The following is a 21,799-nucleotide window of genomic DNA, read 5'->3' on the forward strand; positions in this document are numbered from 1 at the left end:
GTATAAAAATCCTTAGTGTTTATAAGCCTTTTATTTTTTATTATATATACATATTCACGATGGCTTCAAACAATTCCTGTTTTCCGCTTTTTGGCTGTGGTTCGCCGATTTCGTGAGCGATTCTCTGCAGATCTTCCAAAGTAAGCGAGCCTTCTTCAAATGCTTTTCCGTTTCCGTTATCAAAAGAAGCATAACGGTCTGTTCTCAGTTTTTTGTAATCTGAATTTTCAAGGATATCAGCCGCTGCAAGAAGACCTTTTGCAAATACATCCATCCCTGAAATGTGGGAGATGAACAAATCTTCAGCATCAATGGAATTTCTTCTGATTTTGGCATCAAAATTCACCCCTCCGGTTCCCAGACCTCCTGCCGGAAGCAATACCAGCCATGCCTGAACCATGTCGTAGTAATCGATCGGGAACTGGTCTGTATCCCATCCGTTCTGATAATCTCCTCTGTTGGCATCAATGCTTCCTAAAAGTCCTGCATCAACAGCTACCTGAAGCTCATGCTCGAATGTGTGACCTGCCAATGTAGCATGGTTTACTTCGATATTTAGTTTGAAATCTTTGTCTAATCCGTAATGTCTCAGGAATCCGATTACTGTTTCAGAATCATAATCGTACTGGTGTTTGGTAGGCTCCATTGGTTTTGGTTCAATCAGGAAAGTTCCTTTAAAGCCCTGCTGACGTGCATAATCTCTCGACATCGAAAGGAAACGTGCAAGATGATCTTTTTCACGCTTCATATCGGTATTCAAAAGGCTCATATATCCTTCTCTTCCGCCCCAGAAAACATAATTTTCACCACCAAGCGCTATCGTAGCATCTATTGAGTTTTTCACCTGCGTTCCTGCGCAAGCAACAACATCAAAATTTGGGTTTGTAGAAGCTCCGTTCATGTATCTTTCATGGGTGAAAACATTCGCTGTTCCCCATAAAAGCTTAATGCCTGTTTCCTGCTGCTTTTGTTTGGCGTATTCCACGATAGTCTGCATATTTTTCTCGTAGTCTTTCCAGTTGCTGGCTGGGTCTACAAGATCAATATCATGAAAGCAGTAATAGTTGAAGCCCATTTTAGACATGAATTCAAAACCTGCATCCATTTTGTGCATTGCTCTTGTTAACGGATCATTTCCGATATCCCATGGATGGTGGATGGTAGGTCCCCCGAACGGATCACTTCCGTTTGCACATAAGGTGTGCCACCATGCCATCGCAAATCTTGTCCAGTCTTTCATAGGTTTTCCCATCACGATCTTTTCCGCATCATAATAGCGGAATGCCAACGGGTTCCTGCTCTCCTTCCCTTCAAACTTAATTTTTTCAATACCCGTAAAAAACTCTTTTGTACCTGTTAAAGTGTTCATATTTATTTGATTATTTTTTATTTATTCTTAATTTTTTGCGTAGAGATCCCCTTCTCACTGGTTCTTAAGAGTCAGTAAGAGGATGAAAAATACTGTTGTAATGGTCCTAGATTATTTCGTTAAGATGATGTTTCCATCTGCCATAGGCTTCTAAATATTGTTCTCGTTTTTCGTGTTCGGGCTCTATCACTGCTATCTGTTCAAGTGAAGAAAATGCTTCTCTGGAATCTGAATAAAATCCTATTCCCATTCCGGCAGCTCTTGCTGCTCCTACCGCTCCATCGGTATCATAAAGTTCAATGACCGCATTGCTTACACTGGATAGCGACTGGCGAAAAATTGAACTTAAAAACATGTTGGCATTTCCTGCACGGATGACCTGGATATCCATTCCGATGTTTCTCATGATATCCATTCCGTATTCATAAGAGAATACAATACCTTCCTGCGCCGCACGCAGTATATCTCCTTTTGTATGTATGTTGAAATTAATTCCGTGAATAGAACAGCTTGTATCTTTATTTTCCAGCACTCTTTCGGCTCCGTTTCCAAAAGGAATAATACTTAATCCTTTTGAACCAATCGGTGAAAGTGAAGCCATATCGTTCATATCCCCATAAGAAGAAAGTGAGGTTGCAAAATTGTGCTTCAGCCACGAATTTAAAATACCGGTTCCGTTGATACACAGCAAAACCCCAAGTCTGATCTGTTCCGGAGTATAATTGACATGGGCAAAGGTATTGACCCTTGATAGTTTATCATATTCCAGCTGGTCCAGAACTCCGTATACCACTCCTGAAGTTCCTGCTGTAGAGGCAATTTCTCCCGGATTGAAAACATTCAGGGAAAGCGCATTGTTGGGCTGATCTCCCGCTCTGTAAGAGATAGGTGTACCTTCTTTCAATCCTAATTCTTCCGCTGCTGCCCTTGAAACTGTTGCCTGAATCCCAAATGTAGGCACAATTTCCGGGAAAAAACTTTTGGGAATTCCATAATGGTTAATAATATCTTCCGAGATGCAGTTGTTCTTAAAATCCCAGAAAATTCCTTCTGATAATCCTTCAATGGTCATTCCTATCTGGCCGGAGAGTCTCATGGCAATATAGTCTCCGGGAAGCATTATTTTGTCTATCTTTTCAAAAATTTCGGGCTCATTTTCTTTTACCCATGCAAGCTTTGATGCTGTAAAGTTCCCCGGCGAATTCAACAGATGAGAAAGACATTTTTCTTCGCCTATGGTTTTGAAAGCATGCTCACCATAAGGCACAGCGCGGCTGTCACACCAGATAATGGATGGTCTTAAAAGGTTCTGATCTTTGTCTACAAGAATCAACCCATGCATCTGCCAGGTAATTCCGATTCCTTTGATATCTTCAGCATGTACTCCAGATTCATGCATGACAGCTTCGTGGGCCAATTTCAGATTGATCCACCAGTCAACTGGATTTTGCTCTGCCCATCCCGGATTTATAGCAGTGATTTTCATTTCTTTTTTGGGAGAAAATTTAGAAGCAATCACCTTTCCACTGGATGCCTCGATGAGACAAACTTTCACAGAAGAACTGCCAATGTCATAGCCTAGTAAGTACATAATATTAAAAAAAAGATTATTTTATAAGTTTTGTATTGTTTTTCTTGTAAATCTTGGCATCAAACCTGTAATATCTTGCGGCACGGTGTGATACATCTTTTTGGATTTCATCCAAAGGAACAATATAGGGGAACGAAGATATTTTCTTATGAAAATTCTTGATATCGATATTTTTTTCGCTTAAAGCACTGTATAGCTGATAAAGCTGTCTTATGGTAAATCTTTTCGGCAGCAGCTCGAAAATAATGGAGAAATCAGATTCAATCCATTTTCTGATCTCAATAAGGGATTCATTGATAATTTTGTTATGATCGAATGGCAATACCGGCACCTCATCAATAGGATACCAGTCTACGGTATCATACTTCGTACTGTTGATCTTATGGTCTATTTTGCAAAGGGAAAGATAAGCCACTGTGATGATCCTGTCTATATGATGCTTATATTCCTTATCCATCCATTTTATATCATGTACGTTGCTTGCTCTCATAGGATCAGCAAAGCATCGGAACTGTTTAAGAACCATTTTCTTTATTCCCGTAAGCTCATGAAGTACCCTTTGTGCAGCGTCATCTACATCTTCATCGCTAAAGATGAGGCTTCCCGGCAGTTTTCGCTGTTTTTCCAATGGGATATCATCAACATGGCGTTGTACTAATAAGATATTCAACCGGTTTTCATGGTCAAATCCAAATACAACACAATCTACAGAGACATAGGTATGAATAAAGTTCTGATTCATTAGTTTGTTAACATTTTGGTAACATTACAAATATAAAAATTCATCTGAATAAAAAAAATAAATCCGTCATTATCTACTGCTTATCAATACATTACATATCGATTTTTTATGATATCAATTGTATAAAAATTATGATAAGGTTATCATTAATTTTACACTTAGTATTTTCATAAGATATGAATTCACAATTAATTGCAATCATAATCAGCTTCAAAAAAAATTTGAATTTTCAGAATAAATATTATGATAAGAAGAATAATTTTTTTTTTCATTTTGCTTGAAAAAAAAATGTAAAAAACACACTTTTCATTAATAAATTGCCATCAAAAACAGATCTTTATTCACCATTTTTCATACGCTAACCATAAAGAATTACGAAATGAAGAATTTGAAAAGCAGAAATACCAGATATTTGAAGTCTTCGCAAACAGCGGATTAAACAAATGAATTTTCAATCTATATTTTCGTTGCGCTTCAAAGTAAAAGATATATCAAAATGAGTTTGATCAAAGACCGGATATCATAAATTTTTGAATTTCCGGACAGCTATATTCTTATTATGACCATACTCATATGATTGCATCGGCTAAATATCGAAATTTGATTCACCTCAAGAGCCAATAACCCATTACAAAATATCCTATGAAAAATTTAATCTTATCAATGGCAGCCATAAGCTTTATTATGCTGGCCTGCAAAAAAAACAATACGGAAAACAGTAACTATGTTAATGATTCCGCCAATACCCACAGCAATTATTCTGATACAGCGGTTTCAGCAGCTTCAGATACTCTGAAAAGCGGCCCAACAAGTCAGGACAGTATTAATACAAAAAACCACATTGGAGGAAGAAAAACCAGCAATAATAATACAGGTAATGCCACAGGCAATATCAATGCAGCAGTATCTGACAGCGCCCATAATGTAGAAGGCAGATCACAACGTGCAAAAAAGTGAGGTTTGAATCAAAACAAATACCCTGCTGTTATAGCAGGGTATTTTAGTTTTTAGATCTGTGAAAACAAAACTAAAGTTTATTAAATTACTACTTTACATTATACTTTTAACGTTTGATTACTTTTACCGTTTTTACAGTATTATGGCCAGTATTTACTTTTACCATATACACTCCTGATGTTAAAGCCGAAAAATCAACTGTTCCTTTATTACTATTGATATCATCAAAAAGAACCTGTTGGCCGGCTGCATTGTAAACCGCTACAGACAGGATGTTTTTATCGGATGAAACGTTGAGATGATCAAGAACAGGATTCGGGAAAACTTTCAGATTTTCAGATGCTATCGAAATTTCTTCAACTGCTAAATTACTTATAGGGCATGTGAGCTGGGTAAATGCAAGTTTTTGAACGTTCGTACCGTCGCCTACCTGACCATAGTTATTAGCTCCGGATACTTTCAAGATACCATCATTATTTACAGATAAGGTATGCCATCCTCCCGTAGAAAGGATTATAGGCGTATTGGCACCCAGGCTCACCCAGTTTGAAGAGCTTACAGAAGTATTATTTCCAAAAGATCCGGTAGTATTATTTCCACAGGCAATCACGGTGCCGGACATTGTAATGGCCATGGTATTGAAGCTTCCTGCAATAACTTTTTGAATTCCATCAGCGGCTAAGTAAGGGGTAGCTCTGCTCACGGTAGTTCCATCAGCCAGCTGACCGGATTGGTTGAAGCCCCACGTATAAATAAGCCCGTTTGTTTTTCTTGCTACAGTATGTGAGTTCCCTGTAACCACATCTGCCCAATCGGTACCGGTACCAATCTGTTTAGGCACAATACGGTTAGTTAAAGTACCATCGCCCAATTGTCCATGCCCATTGTATCCCCAGGCCCATAATGTACCGTCTGTCTTCACTGCCACTGAATAAAAACTACCGGCTGCAATACTTTTCCAATTGGCTGTCCCTATTTGAACAGGTATAAGTTTATCAGTAGTAGTCCCGTCTCCCAGTCCTCCGTATATATTCATTCCCCAGGCCCAAAGCGTTCCGTTTGATTTCAGACCTAAATTATGATTGTCTCCAACTGCAATATCTTCCCAGTCTGTAGCTGTTCCTATTTTTGTAGGAGTTGTTCTGTTGGTAGTTGTTCCGTCTCCTAAATACCCGAACTGGTTATTTCCCCAGGCCCAAAGGCTTCCGTCTGTTTTGATAGCAACACTATATTTCTCACCTGCAAAAACTTTTTTCCAATTGGTTTCTGTTCCTATCTGGACCGGATTATTTCTGTTAATATTGGTTCCGTCTCCCAATTGATTATCGCTGTTATTACCCCAGGCCCAAAGTGTTCCGTCCGCTTTTATTCCCAATGAATGTAGATATCCTGCACTTACTGTTTTCCAGCATCCCGTCTGGGCAGGAAGTGTAGTAAAAGCTCCTCCCGGAACCCATGTACTCTGACTGGTAACGCAATTTGCAGTGACCCACCAATAGTAAGTCGTGTTAGGAAGTAAATTGGCAATATTCGCAGTTGTAGAAGAGCTGGCAGTAGCTGACCCTGTCATTGTCGGACTGGTGCTGTAAACATAATAATATCCTCCGTTAGGTGCCGATGTTGAAGGCAGCCAGTTAAGGGTAGCAGAATTAGATGTGATATTAGAAGTATACAGCTGGGTAGGTGGATTGCAAATGGTTGCCGCTGGTGTCATTTTTACCAGACCAAGCTGCAATGTTCCCAGCCAGATAGTTCCTGAAGCTTGTGTTCTGACAGCACTAAAGTAATCATCAGGTAAGCCTGAATTTGTATTTGTTTTGGTATAGGTAGTACAATTGGTAAAATTTTGTAAGCCTGCACCATTAAACCCTATCCATACTTTGCTGTTAGTGTCAACATCTAATGCATTTGGATTGTATCCTGCCAGACAGGAGTTATTTTGATAAATAAAAGTAACATTGGTTCCACTTGTTGTTAAAGTAATTAAACTATCAAAGCCTTTTACATAAATGGTATTATTGGCAATTCTCAGTATCTTTTCAGTTCCCTGAGCTACAAAATTAAAATCAGTACCATTAAATTTGTATAACACACCACCGTTTGTAACCCAAACCCCATTATTACTATCAGTTGCTACCGAATTTAAATTTGATACTGAATTATAAGTCGTCCAGGTAGTACCATTGAATTTTGTAAGGCCTGCTTGTGTTACAACCCAAAGATTATTTTGCCCGTCAACCGCTATATCGATGATCTCATTGCTGGGAAGCCCCGAATTAGCGGTGGTGTAATTGGTCCAGGCTGTACCGTTGTACAGGATAATCCCATTGAATTGAGAAGCAATCCATTTTCTGTTCTGGCCATCAATTTCAATTTTTAGAATTGCATTAGATGCAATCCCGGAATTCGCAGTATTATAGTTGGTAAAAGCGGTTCCGTTAAAAGAGGAAACACCGTTGTAAGTGGCCAGCCACAATAATCCATTGGGATCTGTTTTAATGTCAGCAATATAATTACTTCCTATTGCCGAATTTGAGGTATTGTACGTTGTGTAAGTATACGTTTGCGCCAATACAGAAAATGAAATACAAATTAATAATAAAAAATAAAGTTTTTTCATGGTTTTTAGTAAAATAATTCTCTTCATGTTTAAGTTTTATAATATTCTTCCTACTCGTTTAGCTTTTCGGTTCCGCTTTGTTTACGTGGTTTCTTAACTCCATGAAAGTTCTGCTTCAGAAATAAACAGTAAGCCATACCGATAGATACAGCATATATTTCCAAAGAAATTTTCAGAGTTTGATGATGTTTTTAATTGTTGGAAACAATCAATGTGGATGGAATAATAAAATAAAATCCAGGATAGTTTTTTTCATGGTGTAATTAGTTTTCAATTAGTTTTTGGTAACAAGATGGAATTAAGTATAATTCCATCTTGTGTTGTGCAAAAATATGTCTTTCTTATGGATATTCAAATAATTAATTCAAAATTACCTATTTGTGGTATTTTTTTTAATACAAAAACTAAATATGATTAATATTATAAAAAAAATAATCCCTACTTATTTTCCATATAATCATTGAAAGGTGTTTTCCCAAAGTAAGGAGGAGTGCAATGTTCAATATTTCTAAAATTATGCTTTTTACTATTTTTCGAATCTATTATTTCTTAAAATAAAGCCTTTTTATGAATTTATAAATTTCAAACCACAGCACAGAAACTGAAGCAGTGAGCAGTGCCAGTCCAAGTTCTTTTATACTGAGGGCTGTCACACTGAAAAATTCCGAAACAGGCGATACATAGAGAATAATCAGCAGGAGAAGTACAACCAATACTGAAATGCCTGCAAGCAGAACGTTTCGGTTCTTAAAACTCTCCAGCATGCTGTAATAGAAAGAGCGGTTCACCAGACTCAGCAATATATTGGAAAATATAAGCGTAGTGAACACCAATGCTCTGGTTTTAGCTTCATCATTTCCGTGGTTAACAGAATACTGATACAACCATAATATTCCTGCTGTAATGACGAGCCCCTGAATAATGCTTATGGTGAGTTCTCTCCAGTTCAGAAAAGTATCTGTAAGTGCTCTTGGAGGTCTTTGCATAGCGTTTCTCTCTATAGGTTCATTCTCGTAAACAATAGAACATGTGGGCCCCATTACCAGTTCAAGAAAAATCACATGTACCGGGGTAAATATATGCGGGAATACCCAACCCAGAAACAAAGGCAAAGAAACGGTAAGAATAATGGGAATATGAATGGAAATAATATATTGGACCGCTTTTTTTATATTGGCATAAATTCTCCTTCCTGCAGCAACTCCAATCACGAGTTTATCCAGATCATCATTGGTAATGACCAGTGCAGCCGCTGATTTGGCAATTTCCGTCCCTTTATTTCCCATTGCCACTCCAATATGAGCTGCTTTTAAAGCCGGGCCATCATTCACACCGTCCCCCAGCATTGCTACAACGTGACCTTGTGCTTTCAAGGCCGAAACCACTTCCAGCTTAGCTTCCGGAAACATCCTTGTAAATAAAGTAGTCTCTTCAGAAAGCTTAATAAGATCTGCTTCTGGGCATGCTGCAATTTCACTTCCATTAACAGGTGAGGTACTGTTGTTTATTCCTGCCTGCAATGCAATAGCTCTGGTAGTATCCGCATTATCTCCGGTAATGACTTTTACCTGGATACCGGCATCGTAGATATGCTTAAATACTTCTTTTATTCCTTTTTTAGGAGGATCATAAAATACAGTCAAACCTAAAAAGTCAAATTTAAGATCCTGCTGCTTATCGGGAAAATCATTTCCTTCAAAATGAGATCTGGCAACACCAAGAACTCTGTATCCTTTTTCTCCGAAACTCTTTATTAACGTTCTTATTTTACTTTTTTCCTCTTCTGAAAGATTGGAAACACTGATAATAGCTTCGGGAGCTCCTTTGGCCGCAATAATCCGGTCTTTCTGTTCGTTTTCAAAAAGATGAGTCATCATCGGCGGTTTACCTTCCAGCGGATATTCATGAAACATTTGATAGTCTTTCCTCTGATCAGGCTTTTGGTTCTGCTCATAGATCTTATGCAATGTAATTTCCATGGGATCAAAAGGCACAGGTTCACTACTCCACATTGCATAATCAATAAGCTCATGCAGTTCCTTTGTTCCAAACTCTGTTTCTTCATAAGTTCTGTCAGAACGGTAATCATAAAGATGCTTCAACTGCATTGAGTTTTCCGTAATTGTACCTGTTTTATCTGTACAGATCACAGAAACGCTTCCCAGCGTTTCTACTATACTGCTTCGCTTAATAATGATTCCCTCCCGCATCAGCTTCCAGGCACCCAAAGCCATAAACGTTGTGAAGGCTACGGGAATTTCTTCAGGAAGAACAGACATTGCCAATGTAAGTCCGCTCAATAAACTTGTCACAAAATTTCCCGTTTTAACAAAGCTGAAAATACATACTGCAAGAAAGATAATAACTCCGATAACAGCCATTCCCTTTACAAAGTTCCGGATCTGGAGCTGTAAAGGAGATATTTCTGTTTTTATATTGAGTATAGACTGTCCTATTTTGCCTACTTTAGTTTCTTTTCCAATATTTTCGACCTCAAAGACCGCAAGCCCGGAAACCGTAATTGTTCCGCTATAAACTTTATTGTCTTCAGATCTGCTGTCCTTAAAAACAGAAAAGCTCTCTCCTGTAAGGGAAGATTCGTTAACAGAAAAATCGTTGCTGTGAACAATTCTTCCGTCTGCATTGATGAGGTTTCCTTCTTCGGTAATGCATAAATCTCCAACAGCTATTTCAAAAGTAGGAATATTGATAATCTTTGAATTTCTGATCACCTTACTTAATGGTTCATTGAGCTTTTCTAGCTCTTCCAGCGCCTTTTTGCTCCGGTTATCCTGGTAAAAAGAAATTGCGGTAACCCCAACAATAGCTGCAAACATGAATAAAGCCTCGCCATAATCTCCTGTAAGAACATAAATGAAGGAAACACATATAAGAAGAATCAGCATCGGCTCTTTCAGGATGTTGAGAAGTAGATCTGCCCATGATTCTTTCTTAACTGCTTCGAGGTGGTTATATCCGTACTTTTTTCTTGAATCGGCTACTTCAGCGTCTGTAAGTCCTTTTAAGTCTTCCGGTATATTGTAATTCATAGGAAATGGATATGGATATGGATATTAAATTTACTGATTGTTTTTATTATATCAGAGTAATGTTTTCTGTTTTTTCTATTCAATCTGCTTTTTAACCTCTTTTACCCATTGTTCTATTTCTGACTTTTGAGTATCATTCAGCTTTGCATTCTGGTGAACAACGGTATAAGATGTAAGAGGCATTTCACCCTCTCTGACGGTTTCTGCCACTTCATCAAGTTTCTTTAATTTTTTCTCTTTTGAATAACTGTAAAATTCATCAAAATTGAAATGCCGCTTTCCCGAGTTCACATGATCTGCCAGCCACCATTTCACAGGCTGTATGTTATTGTACCACGGATAAGCCGTAGTGTTGGAGTGACAGTCATAACAGCTTGTTTTTAATATTCCCTGCACATGATCCGGAACCCGGTAATGTTTTTCAATAGCATTTTCCGAAGGAACCACCGCTATATTTTTATCAGTATCAAAAAACTGAATTACAATCATTAACAGGACTACAAAGCCTGCTCCTGTTTTTATTAAAGAAGATGTTTTCATAATTTGTATTTATTTATAAGTTCTTTTATTTTACTATAATTTTTATTCATCTGCAGTGTTCTTAAGTTTCATAAGAAGTGTATATGCATTTTTGATGACTATTTTTTTATTTTTAAAATCGCCAGCATTCATAATCTGAACAAATCCGTTTTCTGTTTCGCCTAATGTAACAGGAGTCAGTCGGTAGGTTTGTTTTTTTTCTTCTACGAAGACAAAGTCTTTTCCTTCAAAATTGACAATACTCTCTTCAGGAACAGCATTGGAAAAAGAGGTACTGGTCTCAATTTCGGCATTCATATACATTCCGGGTACAAGGCTCTGGTCATATTTTTCAAAATGGCAATGTACTTCAGCCCATCCGCCCGGGGTCACATCTTTGCTGATCAGCAGGATTTCACCATAGTATTTTTTATCAGGTTCGGTATTGGTATAGGCGGCAAACCTCTGCCCTTTCTTCAGATTTGCCAGATCTTTTTCATATACTTTCAGGTTAAGATGTATATCATCCGGATTAATGAGTTCAAAAAGGACATCAGAAGGATTCACATATTTACCGATATTCACGTTCACCTTGCTAACAAAGCCATTGATGCTGCTGTAAACCGGTACGCTTTTCTGAATACTCCCGGAATTCAGAGATTCGGGATTGATATTGATAAGTCGGAGCTGCTGAGCCAGAGAGTTCATCAGGATTTTCTGGCTGTTCATTTCAGACTGGGCCTGCTGCATTACCTTATCGCTGGTGGCCTGACTTTGGTTGAGCGTTTTCTGGCGGTTATAATCCAATTGGGCAAAATGATTTTTAGACTTCGCCATTAAATAATCCTGCTGGAGCTGAATAAACTGCGGATTTTCTATCACCGCAATCACCTGCCCTTTTGACACCGGCTTTCCCGGAAGCAGGCTGCTTGATTTCAGGTATCCGCCTAAAGGAATACTGACAGAAACCAGATTTTGGGGCGGTACATCTATCATTCCGTTCAGCTTTAAAACGGAGGAGATTTTCTGCAGGGAGAGTACCGTTGTTACTATAGGTGCATTTTTCAGTTGCGCATCGGTAAGCATTACTACATTTTCATCTTTTGAAGATACTGTTGCCGGCGCCGGCTCTGTTTTTCCATGGTCTTTACACTCATAAAACATGAGCAATCCTAATATTGACAGGGAATATGATATAATTTTAAATGTACGTTTCATTGTTATGGATTTAAAGTAAGGTATTCCAGCTCTATAGCACTCTGATTCAGTTTCCATACTGCATCGGTATAGCTGCTTTTTAAAGTGACAGCCTGATTGATCAGGATGACAAATTCCAGATAATTGATTTCTCCTTCAAGAAACTGTTTTTTAGCTGTTTCAGTGATGATATCGGCATTTTTCAATTCTGAGTTTTCATATTGTGAAACAATGTCAAGGTTAGCCTGATAAATTCCGGATGCCTTTCTGTATTGATTCTGCAGGTTGAATTCCATATTGGCAATATCACTTTCCACAACTGATTCAGCAATTTTTGCGGCCTGAATTCTGGCTTTCTGCCCTCCGGAAAAAACAGGAACTGAAACTCCAAGCTGTACAGAATGAAACTGTGGTGTACCGTTGTACACTTTATCATCTGCGCCCATCCCTTTGAAGCTGTTGAGGTTGTAGGCCAGCTGAAGTCCGGGAAGCATTTTTGCCTTTTCAAGGGCAATCTGCTGTTCAGAAATATTTTTCTGCTGCTGCAATACTTTAATAGCCGGATGTAGGCTGAGCTCCTCTTTAAGACTGCCCTGATAAATTCCCTGATCTTCCGGAATGAAATCTGTTTCTGTATTTAAAAGCCACTGAAGCTGATATCTTAGCACTGAAAGCTCCTGACGTAATTGCTTCAGCTGAATTTCAATAGCAGACTTTTGGTTGGAAGCCGTAGTTTTTTCCAGAATATTACTCTCTCCTGCTTTCAGACGGATATTGGCCTTATCCAGAAAATCAGTGTACAGCTTTAATGTTTCCTGAAGCAGCTTTTCTTTTTGTTTTGCGTACAGGATATTGTAAAAGGTAAGACTAACGGCCTTCTTCAGTTCATATTCTTTAAGAGAAACGTTCAGCAGAGACTTTTTCCATTCTTCGGTGTACACGTTCTTCTGCTTTTTATATACAGTCGGAAATGCTATATTCTGTGAGATTCCGAATTTCATATCTGTCAAAGCACTGTTGATCTGTCCGTAATCTACCGTTACTCCAGTCTGGGGAATGTCAGATGATGATCGGATAAGGGCTTTCGTATATTCTGATTTTAGTTTTTCATTTTTAATATTTCTGTTATTTTTCAAAGCAATATCAACTGCATCCTGCAATGTAACGGGAGTCTGGGAGTTTACCAGTCCCGCAAAACCGAAGCATACCAAAAAGGTCAGAATGGAAGCCTGTTTTTTATTTTTTATTTTTTTCATTTTTGAATCCTTTTTCAATAGTTACATACAATAATGGTAAGACAAACAGGGTAAGAAAAGTTGCGACCATCAATCCTCCGATAACCACTGTTGCGAGAGGCCGCTGTACTTCGGCTCCAGCTCCGTTGCTGACCGCCATCGGAATAAATCCTAATGAAGCAACAAAAGCCGTCATCAGCACCGGTCGAAGCCTGGATTCTCCACCATCTATAATGATTCTTACGATATTTTTAATTCCTCTCTTGTGAAGACGGTTGAACTCTGAGATCAACACGATTCCATTGAGAACTGCCACTCCGAAGAGCGCAATAAATCCTACGCCCGCACTGATGCTGAAGGGCATTCCCCTGAGTGCCATCAGAAATACACCGCCAATAATAGAAAGGGGAATCGCAGTATAGATCAACAAGCTTTCTTTCACAGAATTAAAAGCCAGAAAAAGCATAACGAAAATAAGAGCCAGTGCAATAGGAACTGCAATCATGAGACGCTGTTTGGCATTATTTAGATTTTCAAACGAACCTCCATAAGTCATATAATATCCTGTTGGAAGTTTCATCTTCTGATCTACCTTTTGCTGAAGTTCTTCCACAATACTCTGAACATCTCTGTCTTTTATGTTAAAACCCACAACAATTCTTCGTTGAGCATTTTCTCTCTGAATCTGATTGGGACCATTTTTCACTTCCACTTTGGCAAGCTGAGAAAGCGGAATCTGATTCCCAAAAGGCGTAGGAACCAGAAGATTCTTAATATCGGTAACATTTTTCCGGTCTTTGTTATCCAGACGTACCACCATATCGAAGCGCTTTTCTCCTTCAAAAACCAATCCTGTACTTTGCCCCGCAAATGCAGTATTAACAACACGGTTGATGTCAGAAACAGACAAATGGTACTGGGCAATCAGAGGACGGTTATATTCAATGATTACCTGCGGCATTCCCGAAACAGGTTCCATGTAAAGATTCTGGGTTCCTTCTACTGTTTCTATAATTTTTCCAAGCTTCTGTGCATTCTGGGAAAGCACATCAAGGTCTTCTCCAAAAATTTTAATTACCACATCCTGTCTTGCTCCGGTCATCAGTTCATTAAAACGCATCTGAACAGGATATTGAAAGCTGGCAGTAATTCCTGGTACCTCCTGCAGCTGTTTACCCATCTTATCCGCTAATTCCGGAAAAGTAGATGCTGAGGTCCATTCTTTTTTATCCTTTAAAATAACCATCATATCAGAAGCATCCATCGGCATCGGGTCTGTAGGAACTTCCCCGCTTCCTATTTTTGTAACTACCTTTTCCACCTCCGGAAATCTGGATTTGAGAATATGTGCTGCTTTCTGGGTACTTTCAATAGTTGTTGTCAGGCTGCTTCCGGGCAAAACTCTTGTATCTACTGCAAAATCTCCTTCTTCAAGGGAAGGAATAAATTCGCCTCCCATTCTGGATAAAATGAAAACAGCGGTTATAAATAAGACTGCCACCACACCAAAAACTATTTTGGGCACTCTTATAAGTTTGAGCAAAACTATCAGATAGATCTTCTCTACCTTTTTCATCATTCTGTCTGATAATGTTGGTTTGTCACTTCTTTTTCTCAGCAGTACCGCACTCATCATCGGAATATAGGTCAGTGAAAGCAAAAATGCGCCAAGGAGTGCAAAAGCTACGGTCTGAGCCATCGGTTTAAACATTTTTCCTTCGATTCCCTGCAGGGTAAGGATCGGGAGATAGACAATCAGGATAATAATCTGTCCGAAAACAGCGCTGTTCATCATTTTCCCTGCAGATTCTATAACTATAGTGTCCATTTCGGATTTTCCGACAGAGAATATCTTTTTAAATTTTGAATTGTGACTGAACTGGTGTAAAACAGATTCCACAATAATCACTGCTCCATCGATAATCAGTCCGAAATCCAGGGCTCCAAGGCTCATCAGATTTCCACTGACTCCAAAAAGGTTCATCATACATATTGCAAAAAGCATCGCCAAAGGAATAACAGAGGCAACCAGCAACCCTGCTCTTATATTTCCCAGAAATAAAACCAGTACAAATACGACAATCAATGCTCCTTCGGTAAGGTTTTTTTCTACTGTTCCAATAGCATGGTTCACCATTTTGGTTCTGTCCAGAAAAGGCTCTATCACCACTCCTTTCGGAAGGGTTTTCTGAACCTGGGCAATTTTTTCTTTTACATTTTTTATGACCTGATTACTGTTCTCGCCTTTGAGCATCATTACTACAGCTCCGGAAACTTCTCCCTGATCATTAAAAGTCATGGCTCCATAACGGGTGGCAAAGCCGGTTTTCACTTCAGCAATATCCCGTATAAACAGAGGAACAGCATTTGTTTTGGTTGCAATAGAAATATTGTTGATTTCTTCAATACTTCCTACTAATCCTTCACTCCGGATGTAAAGAACAGTAGGTCCTTTTTCGATATAGGCACCTCCGGTATTCTGATTGTTGGCCTGCAATGCATCAAATACGTCATTGATTGTTATTCCATAGGCATTAAGCCTGTCCGGATTTACAGCAATTTCATATTGTTTCAGTTTCCCTCCAAAGCTGCTTACTTCCGCCACTCCTTTTACACCCAAAAGCTGTCTTCTTACAATCCAGTCCTGAATAGTGCGGAGTTCTGTGATATTGTACTTTTTTTCATATCCCTTTTCGGGTCTTACCACATACTGAAAAATTTCGCCGAGCCCCGTGGAAATAGGTCCAAGCTGTGGATTTCCAATTCCCTGTGGAATAACGGCCTGTATCTGCTGAAGCCTTTCAGCTACCTGCTGCCTTGCCCAGTAAATATCAACATCATCTTCAAAGACAATGGTCACTAAAGAGAGTCCAAACCTCGAGAAACTTCTGATCTCCTTTAATCCTGAAATATTGTTATTGGCCTGCTCTATAGGAAAAGTAATTAGCCGTTCTATATCTGTTGCACCAAAAGATGGCGCCGTGGTAATAACCTGTACCTGATTGTTGGTAATATCCGGTACCGCATCTATCGGCAGTCTGGTAACCTGATAGGCACCTACACCAATAAGTCCCAATACCAACAATGCAATAATGAGTTTATTCTTTACAGAAAACTCAATGATTTTTGTAAGCATATAATGATTGATTAATCTTAATTATCGTGATAAAATTCCGGTATTCTGACGCATAGATTCAATGCATCCGCATTATATACAGATACAGAATACCTTCCCGGTCAAAAAATGACTGAGTAAAACAGATTAAGATTGAAGAAATCTTGGCGGCTGCCAGATAGAATTAAGAATTTCCTTATTATAAAGTGCGCTTTTGTAAAAGGTCTTTTTTATTTCAATAGGATTGCAAACTTTTTCTATACAATGAAAATCTAAGGAAGGATTAATAGTGAAAACCACAGACAGCAGGCTTGCATGTGAAACAAAAGGCAATCTCTGGTCCTGATCATGGTCACTGTCCTTCACAGGATGATCGTAATGGGTTTTCAGAAATGCAGTAAGCGACATTTCAGGATTCAGGCTTTTATGCTGAATATAGTGCTCAATAAGAAGCGGCATTTTCAAAAGCTGATACAGTTCAGTTGTAGAAACCAAATACAATGTTAACAACAATATGGAAATCAGCTTTTTCACACTATCAAAATTATAAAATTTTTCATTAAGAACCATTTTAAATAAGAAATTGTTTTAGTCAGTTTGTACCAAAGATTTCAGAGAACAAAAAGTACTTCAACACGAAATCCACAGCGGAGACAGTCTCTTTCAGAAGCTATATTACTTTAAATGATAGGAATGCATCTGAAATCATTACAGAGTTAATCAGGGACATCTTGATTTTCATTTAGATTTTCCCCTAAGTTAATTTCAAAACCAAAATCAGAAAATATGCAGAAAAAATAAAATTTCTGGTGAAGTTTGTCTTGTAAAAATACTACCTACAGGATATATCTATTTACATATGAATAACAGTGATATATATCTAGAATAATCTCCCGGCATATTAACAAGAACTTGTACTCATAAAGCTAGAAAATTTGATTTCAATAAAACGTATTTCTGTATCAAAGCTAAATTCAGCCCTGTTTTCAATCTTGAAAGTACTCAAATAAAAAACGGACAAACCATTAATAAAAATGATTTGTCCGTTTTAAGTGACCTCAGCGGTGCATTTTCCGAACACTTTTGTAGAAGATTTGGATAAACTTGCTAAACTCTCGTCATTCATTATCTCAGATTGAAATGTAGAGAATAATTAGATGAAAGTTGTAGTTCATTATAAGACTTGGTGGCAAATACATTATTTTGATTTGGTTATATAAAATCACCAATTTTGTATTTTTTACTAACTTCAACAAATACTTTTAATATTATGAATGATTATGTAAATAGGAAATTTTTAAAAAGTAATAGTCAATTATATTTAGACGGGACTTGTTCTTATTTGAAAAACTATCCATAAGCTTTATATCCTTCTCTTATTTTTAGGTCACTTTTTTAAATAAGATTAAGAGCGTTTGTTTTTATTAGTCAAATATATGTCCTTTTTGTTTTTCCAAAAAAAAGACAATTTTTGATTGCAAAATTTCACTAAAACACAGACTATCAAAGGTAAAAATTCTTTAATGAAATATGTTTTACTTGTTGTATTGTTGATAGATGGGTCTGAAATAATCATATCCCTCTTTCACCAATCTATTGATGATGTGATTAGCTACAATATTCTGTTGATTCTCGTATAAGAATACCAAAACATTTAAAATAGGTTCTTTCTTATAAACATAATTTATTTTCATTAATAAAGCTATTCTGCTAATCAAATGAGCGGGGCTATTATTTATCCATCGAGATAATGCTTCTGTAATATGAATATTTACGATCTGATTCTGAAATTTCTTCATATTTTCTTCAACCAACAAGACATTTTCTTCATCTAATTTTTCTATAAAATCAGTGAGGTAAACAACTCCTTCTAATAACTTACTATCATTACTATCGGTTATTTTTTCTATAGACTGATTTATTAGTCCCCAAACTTTTAGAATTTTGTTAATTAAATCCTCTTTATTTCCAATCTGATCATTATCAATAATTGATTTTTGCCCTCTTAAAAGAGAAATAATTTTTTGGAGAACATGAATGTTCGGATTCTTCAGTGATTTATAAAGAAAACTTTCTTCAAAGCTATTTTCATAATTCCAAAAATAATAGGCTAAAAAATGCCTTAACAGACCGTGATTATAGAAAGTAAGAATCTTATCTGAATCTATGGCACGCTGATAACTTGAATAAAGTATTTTATAAAAATCAATATTTAACGGATTTCTAAAAGCTATTCCAGACATAAATGCTTCCCATTTAATATCATCATAATCTTCTACTTTTGAAAGATTATCATTAACCCAGGTGTTATCTAAGAACATAAATTGGGAAAGAAACTTTCCGAAGAGAACATAGGAATCAATATGGTTTTCGAAAGATTGTTCGAAAGCCAATTTAGCTTCAATATCCCATCGAGCGACTTTCTGATTATTCGGCAGATTTCTAGCATACTTCAAAGAATAATTAAGCAAACCTGTTAAAACATGTCCCGCTGTAGAATTTAAAGAATGAAGAATAAAATCACCACTCCGAATGGTACTAAAATCATCTTTAGGTAGTTCATCCAAGCATTGAAGCAAAACTTTTTTACAGTTTGGCAATAACTTACAATCAAAACTATGCTGTTCGTTTTGTGCTCCAGAAGTTATAAGCATACCAATCTCTCCAATTATCCAATCTTTAGTTACCCTAAAATCATCTTCTAGCTGAAGCTTATTAGATTTAAAAGACTCATTTGTTATGTATGCATAACAAAATTTCATAACCTTATCCCAATCAAAATCTCTACTTAACCTCCAAGCTTTAGAAAAACCTGATAAAATATTATAAGCATATATAAACTTAATCTCTACTAATTCTTCAACAAAATGAGCGAATCTATTTGGATCCTCTTCCACCGCTTCCTTTATAGCTTCTGCAAATCCATCAATTGTTGGATCATCAAATCCATAATTACTTTTAAAAGAATCCAGTTCATTCAATAGTTGCTCATCGGACATCGTTAGAATTTCATCTTTTGAAAATGGAGTGACATGGCCCATCCTAACAACAATTTTACCTTCTTCAGAATAATCTTTAGTAATCTTAGACTGTTCTTCAATCGTCAAGAACTTAGCACTAAAAAATGAATTTTCCTTTAGCGCGTCCAACCATCGGTGTTGCCATTCTTCTTTATTCAAGGCTAAGTGTTTGTCCCCTATTGGACCATTTTCAATTATTTTCCAAATAAACTTTTGTTCCTCTTCATTTAAGTCTGTACTAACTTTAGATAGTAGATAGTGAAGCTCTAATCTATAGGCATAGGTAGAAAATAAATACATACTATCTTTTTCATCCAATAACTTCCAAAATAAAAATTTTAAATTACTCCAATCTTCAGCAACAATATAGAACAACATTCTCTTGAAGTATGGAAGATCAAATCTTTGGTCTTCAATAAAATCATTTAATACATCTTGTAAACTCTCGCTATCCTGCGTAACTAATTTGGTTAACCATTCTCTTAAATTAAATGAAAATACACCCAAAATAGGAGTATTATAATGAGAGTTCTCATCCAAATCTTTAATTCCTTCATATCCAATTATAGAAGTATAATCGCTCCAAAAATTAAAACTCAGACGATTATAAATATCTTGATAGATTACTTTATCAAGGTTATTTTTGTCAAATAAATCAGTTAAAAATTGATTAAACCAAACCTTATCCAGCTTTAAATAATTCTCTTGCGAAACCTCATCGATAATCATCGTTTCACCATTTGAAGATTTTTCCAAGCGAACTATCATTTTTTCAAAAATTCTAAATATTTTGAAAATATAATTTGTTTCACCAATTTTTCCCTCCGCAAAAATAACGTGATCGCGTAACAAGAAATTGATTTGCTCCAATAATCTGTATATCGTTTTGTTATGACAAATATTTATTATTTTGTCAAGTAATCCCTCGTTATGAAATGCATTATTTAAGGTATATGAATAATAAGGTGAATAGTATTGTACGGTAGATGATCTATTAAAATCCTCCAGATTATTTGATGTTCTCAACTCAAATAAATAATATAGAATTATTTCAGCTTTCTCTCTATCATTTGGATTATCTGTTAAAAATTTAGGTAATAATGAATCTGTAATTTCCGACGTTTGCAACATTGTATCAAATTGACTGGTTACCCATACAGGGATATAGTCCAAATATTCCTTTGTTACATTTTCGTTTGGAACCAAAGACAATATCTTAATTAAGCGATACCAAGTGTGGTAATTGTCGACGGGGTGTTCCGAAATATCCTTAATGATTTGTAAAATTTCCGGAACAAGTTCCAGATGCTCCGAACGCTCAAATTTTGTAGCAACACTAATCAGATAATCTAAAACCTCCCAAGATGGAATTTGATATCCACTTTCTTTTTGCACGGGTATTGGATTGTTTTCCGGATTAAAAAAACCTTGCTCTTTCAAATAACTAAACCAACTCATTCTCTGCCAATTTTTTGAAAAAATATAATTGATAACTCTGATTCATTTCGAATAAAAAATCTAAAATTTTCTTATCCAATGCTGTTTGTTTTCCAGACAGAATAATTCTGTCTATTTGTGCTGTGTTAGAAACAAACTCATCATCTTCCAAATCCATATTATTTCTTTGTTGAATTTTTCTTTCTGTAAGCAATCTGCTTTCTTGTTTACGTTTTTCCTCCAGCAAATGTTGGGAGAAAGAAGGAAGATGGGGTCTCAATTCTATTTTAAACAACTTCCCAGAAAAAGCTTTGATTGATGTGTCAAAAAATACATATTCTAAATTACCTTCTGTAAAATCCTGCTCGAGTCGACTATGCAATGTATAGCGCTCGTTTCCTTCACTAAAATCTTTATAATTAATGGTTGTGAATATGCATTTTGAATAGCCATGATCTTGTGAGTGCTTTTTTAACGTAAGCAGATTTATAGTATCCCTAAAACTATCTTTGGCGTGATTTGGTGGTGAACAATTAAGATTTCTTTTTGTTGCTTCCAAATAGATTTCGTCACTTTCTTTTGCTATGATTGCCTTATTGGAAAATAACATATCAATTCTACTCATTCGGTTATTGATAGAGGCTTCCACTTTGTCAGGTTCGTACATATTATCTAGCTGATGGACGGCGCTCATCATTCCTGCAATTTCTCTTTTCTTCTCCTTAAAACTTTTAAGAATCTCCTGTTTTTTCACATCTTTATTCCGCATCCATTCCCTCTCCAAGTTTTCCGTAGTCACGAATATAACATGACCATTTTCTATCCAAAAGAGAAGTTCATCAAAATAATTGTCTTTATTTAAAAAGTCAATCTTAAGCAGTTCTAGCCAAACACAGGTATCAATAGCGAGGTAAATCATTTTCAAAATATCTACTTATACAAATATA

The 21,799-nt window shown here is 36.7% G+C and carries 11 protein-coding genes and 1 pseudogene; 1 reads left to right on the forward strand and 11 read right to left on the reverse strand.

Annotated features, from left to right (window positions below):
• Positions 1-40: 40 nt before the first annotated feature.
• The 3 genes from xylA to EL165_RS05910 form a co-directional block, all read right to left on the reverse strand.
• Positions 41-1,369 (reverse strand): xylose isomerase, encoded by a 1,329-nt coding sequence (gene xylA, locus EL165_RS05900; protein ID WP_002978702.1) that lies wholly within the window; start codon positions 1,367-1,369, stop codon positions 41-43.
• Positions 1,370-1,475: 106 nt separating this feature from the next.
• Positions 1,476-2,960: a xylulokinase gene (locus EL165_RS05905; RefSeq protein WP_002978701.1), complete on the reverse strand. Its 1,485-nt coding sequence runs from the start codon at positions 2,958-2,960 to the stop codon at positions 1,476-1,478.
• 16 nt (positions 2,961-2,976) lie between these two features.
• Positions 2,977-3,702, reverse strand: coding sequence for an NUDIX hydrolase (locus tag EL165_RS05910; protein ID WP_002978700.1), 726 nt, complete (start codon positions 3,700-3,702; stop codon positions 2,977-2,979).
• A 642-nt stretch (positions 3,703-4,344) separates the two neighbouring features.
• On the opposite strand from EL165_RS05910, the gene EL165_RS05915 reads away from it, so the two are divergent.
• Positions 4,345-4,659, forward strand: coding sequence for a hypothetical protein (locus EL165_RS05915; protein WP_002978699.1), 315 nt, complete (start codon positions 4,345-4,347; stop codon positions 4,657-4,659).
• A 106-nt stretch (positions 4,660-4,765) separates the two neighbouring features.
• On the opposite strand, the gene EL165_RS05920 is transcribed toward EL165_RS05915, so the two are convergent.
• From EL165_RS05920 to EL165_RS05955, 8 genes and pseudogenes are all read right to left on the reverse strand, one after another.
• Entirely contained in the window at positions 4,766-7,279 is a 2,514-nt protein-coding gene (locus EL165_RS05920; protein ID WP_050791114.1) for an RCC1 domain-containing protein, read from the reverse strand.
• 542 nt (positions 7,280-7,821) lie between these two features.
• Positions 7,822-10,329, reverse strand: coding sequence for a cation-translocating P-type ATPase (locus EL165_RS05925; protein WP_002978697.1), 2,508 nt, complete (start codon positions 10,327-10,329; stop codon positions 7,822-7,824).
• A gap of 75 nt (positions 10,330-10,404) precedes the next feature.
• Positions 10,405-10,869, reverse strand: coding sequence for a heme-binding domain-containing protein (locus EL165_RS05930; RefSeq protein WP_002978696.1), 465 nt, complete (start codon positions 10,867-10,869; stop codon positions 10,405-10,407).
• A gap of 42 nt (positions 10,870-10,911) precedes the next feature.
• The gene (locus EL165_RS05935) at positions 10,912-12,066 is read right to left on the reverse strand and encodes an efflux RND transporter periplasmic adaptor subunit (protein ID WP_041461450.1); all 1,155 of its coding nucleotides are present in this window, start codon (positions 12,064-12,066) and stop codon (positions 10,912-10,914) included.
• 2 nt (positions 12,067-12,068) lie between these two features.
• Positions 12,069-16,416, reverse strand: a pseudogene (locus EL165_RS05940) (CusA/CzcA family heavy metal efflux RND transporter).
• A 126-nt stretch (positions 16,417-16,542) separates the two neighbouring features.
• A complete protein-coding gene (locus EL165_RS05945; protein WP_041461724.1) occupies positions 16,543-16,929 on the reverse strand; it encodes a hypothetical protein in 387 nt (128 codons plus the stop codon).
• A gap of 1,001 nt (positions 16,930-17,930) precedes the next feature.
• On the reverse strand, positions 17,931-20,873 hold the full coding sequence (locus tag EL165_RS05950) for a hypothetical protein (protein WP_002978691.1): 2,943 nt from the start codon (positions 20,871-20,873) through the stop codon (positions 17,931-17,933).
• Positions 20,860-21,771 (reverse strand): PIN domain-containing protein, encoded by a 912-nt coding sequence (locus EL165_RS05955; RefSeq protein ID WP_002978690.1) that lies wholly within the window; start codon positions 21,769-21,771, stop codon positions 20,860-20,862. Before EL165_RS05955 ends, EL165_RS05950 begins: the two co-directional genes overlap by 14 nt.
• Positions 21,772-21,799 lie beyond the last annotated feature (28 nt).

This window comes from Chryseobacterium gleum, assembly GCF_900636535.1.
GTDB lineage: Bacteria > Bacteroidota > Bacteroidia > Flavobacteriales > Weeksellaceae > Chryseobacterium > Chryseobacterium gleum.

Excerpts from the sequence above, each read along its gene's own strand:
- xylA (WP_002978702.1), bottom strand. The coding sequence starts at position 1,369 with ATGAACACTTTAACAGGTACAAAAGAGTTTTTTACGGGTATTGAAAAA.
- EL165_RS05905 (WP_002978701.1), bottom strand. The coding sequence starts at position 2,960 with ATGTACTTACTAGGCTATGACATTGGCAGTTCTTCTGTGAAAGTTTGT.
- EL165_RS05910 (WP_002978700.1), bottom strand. The coding sequence starts at position 3,702 with ATGAATCAGAACTTTATTCATACCTATGTCTCTGTAGATTGTGTTGTA.
- EL165_RS05915 (WP_002978699.1), top strand. The coding sequence starts at position 4,345 with ATGAAAAATTTAATCTTATCAATGGCAGCCATAAGCTTTATTATGCTG.
- EL165_RS05920 (WP_050791114.1), bottom strand. The coding sequence starts at position 7,279 with ATGAAAAAACTTTATTTTTTATTATTAATTTGTATTTCATTTTCTGTA.
- EL165_RS05925 (WP_002978697.1), bottom strand. The coding sequence starts at position 10,329 with ATGAATTACAATATACCGGAAGACTTAAAAGGACTTACAGACGCTGAA.
- EL165_RS05930 (WP_002978696.1), bottom strand. The coding sequence starts at position 10,869 with ATGAAAACATCTTCTTTAATAAAAACAGGAGCAGGCTTTGTAGTCCTG.
- EL165_RS05935 (WP_041461450.1), bottom strand. The coding sequence starts at position 12,066 with ATGAAACGTACATTTAAAATTATATCATATTCCCTGTCAATATTAGGA.
- EL165_RS05950 (WP_002978691.1), bottom strand. The coding sequence starts at position 20,873 with ATGAGTTGGTTTAGTTATTTGAAAGAGCAAGGTTTTTTTAATCCGGAA.
- EL165_RS05955 (WP_002978690.1), bottom strand. The coding sequence starts at position 21,771 with ATGATTTACCTCGCTATTGATACCTGTGTTTGGCTAGAACTGCTTAAG.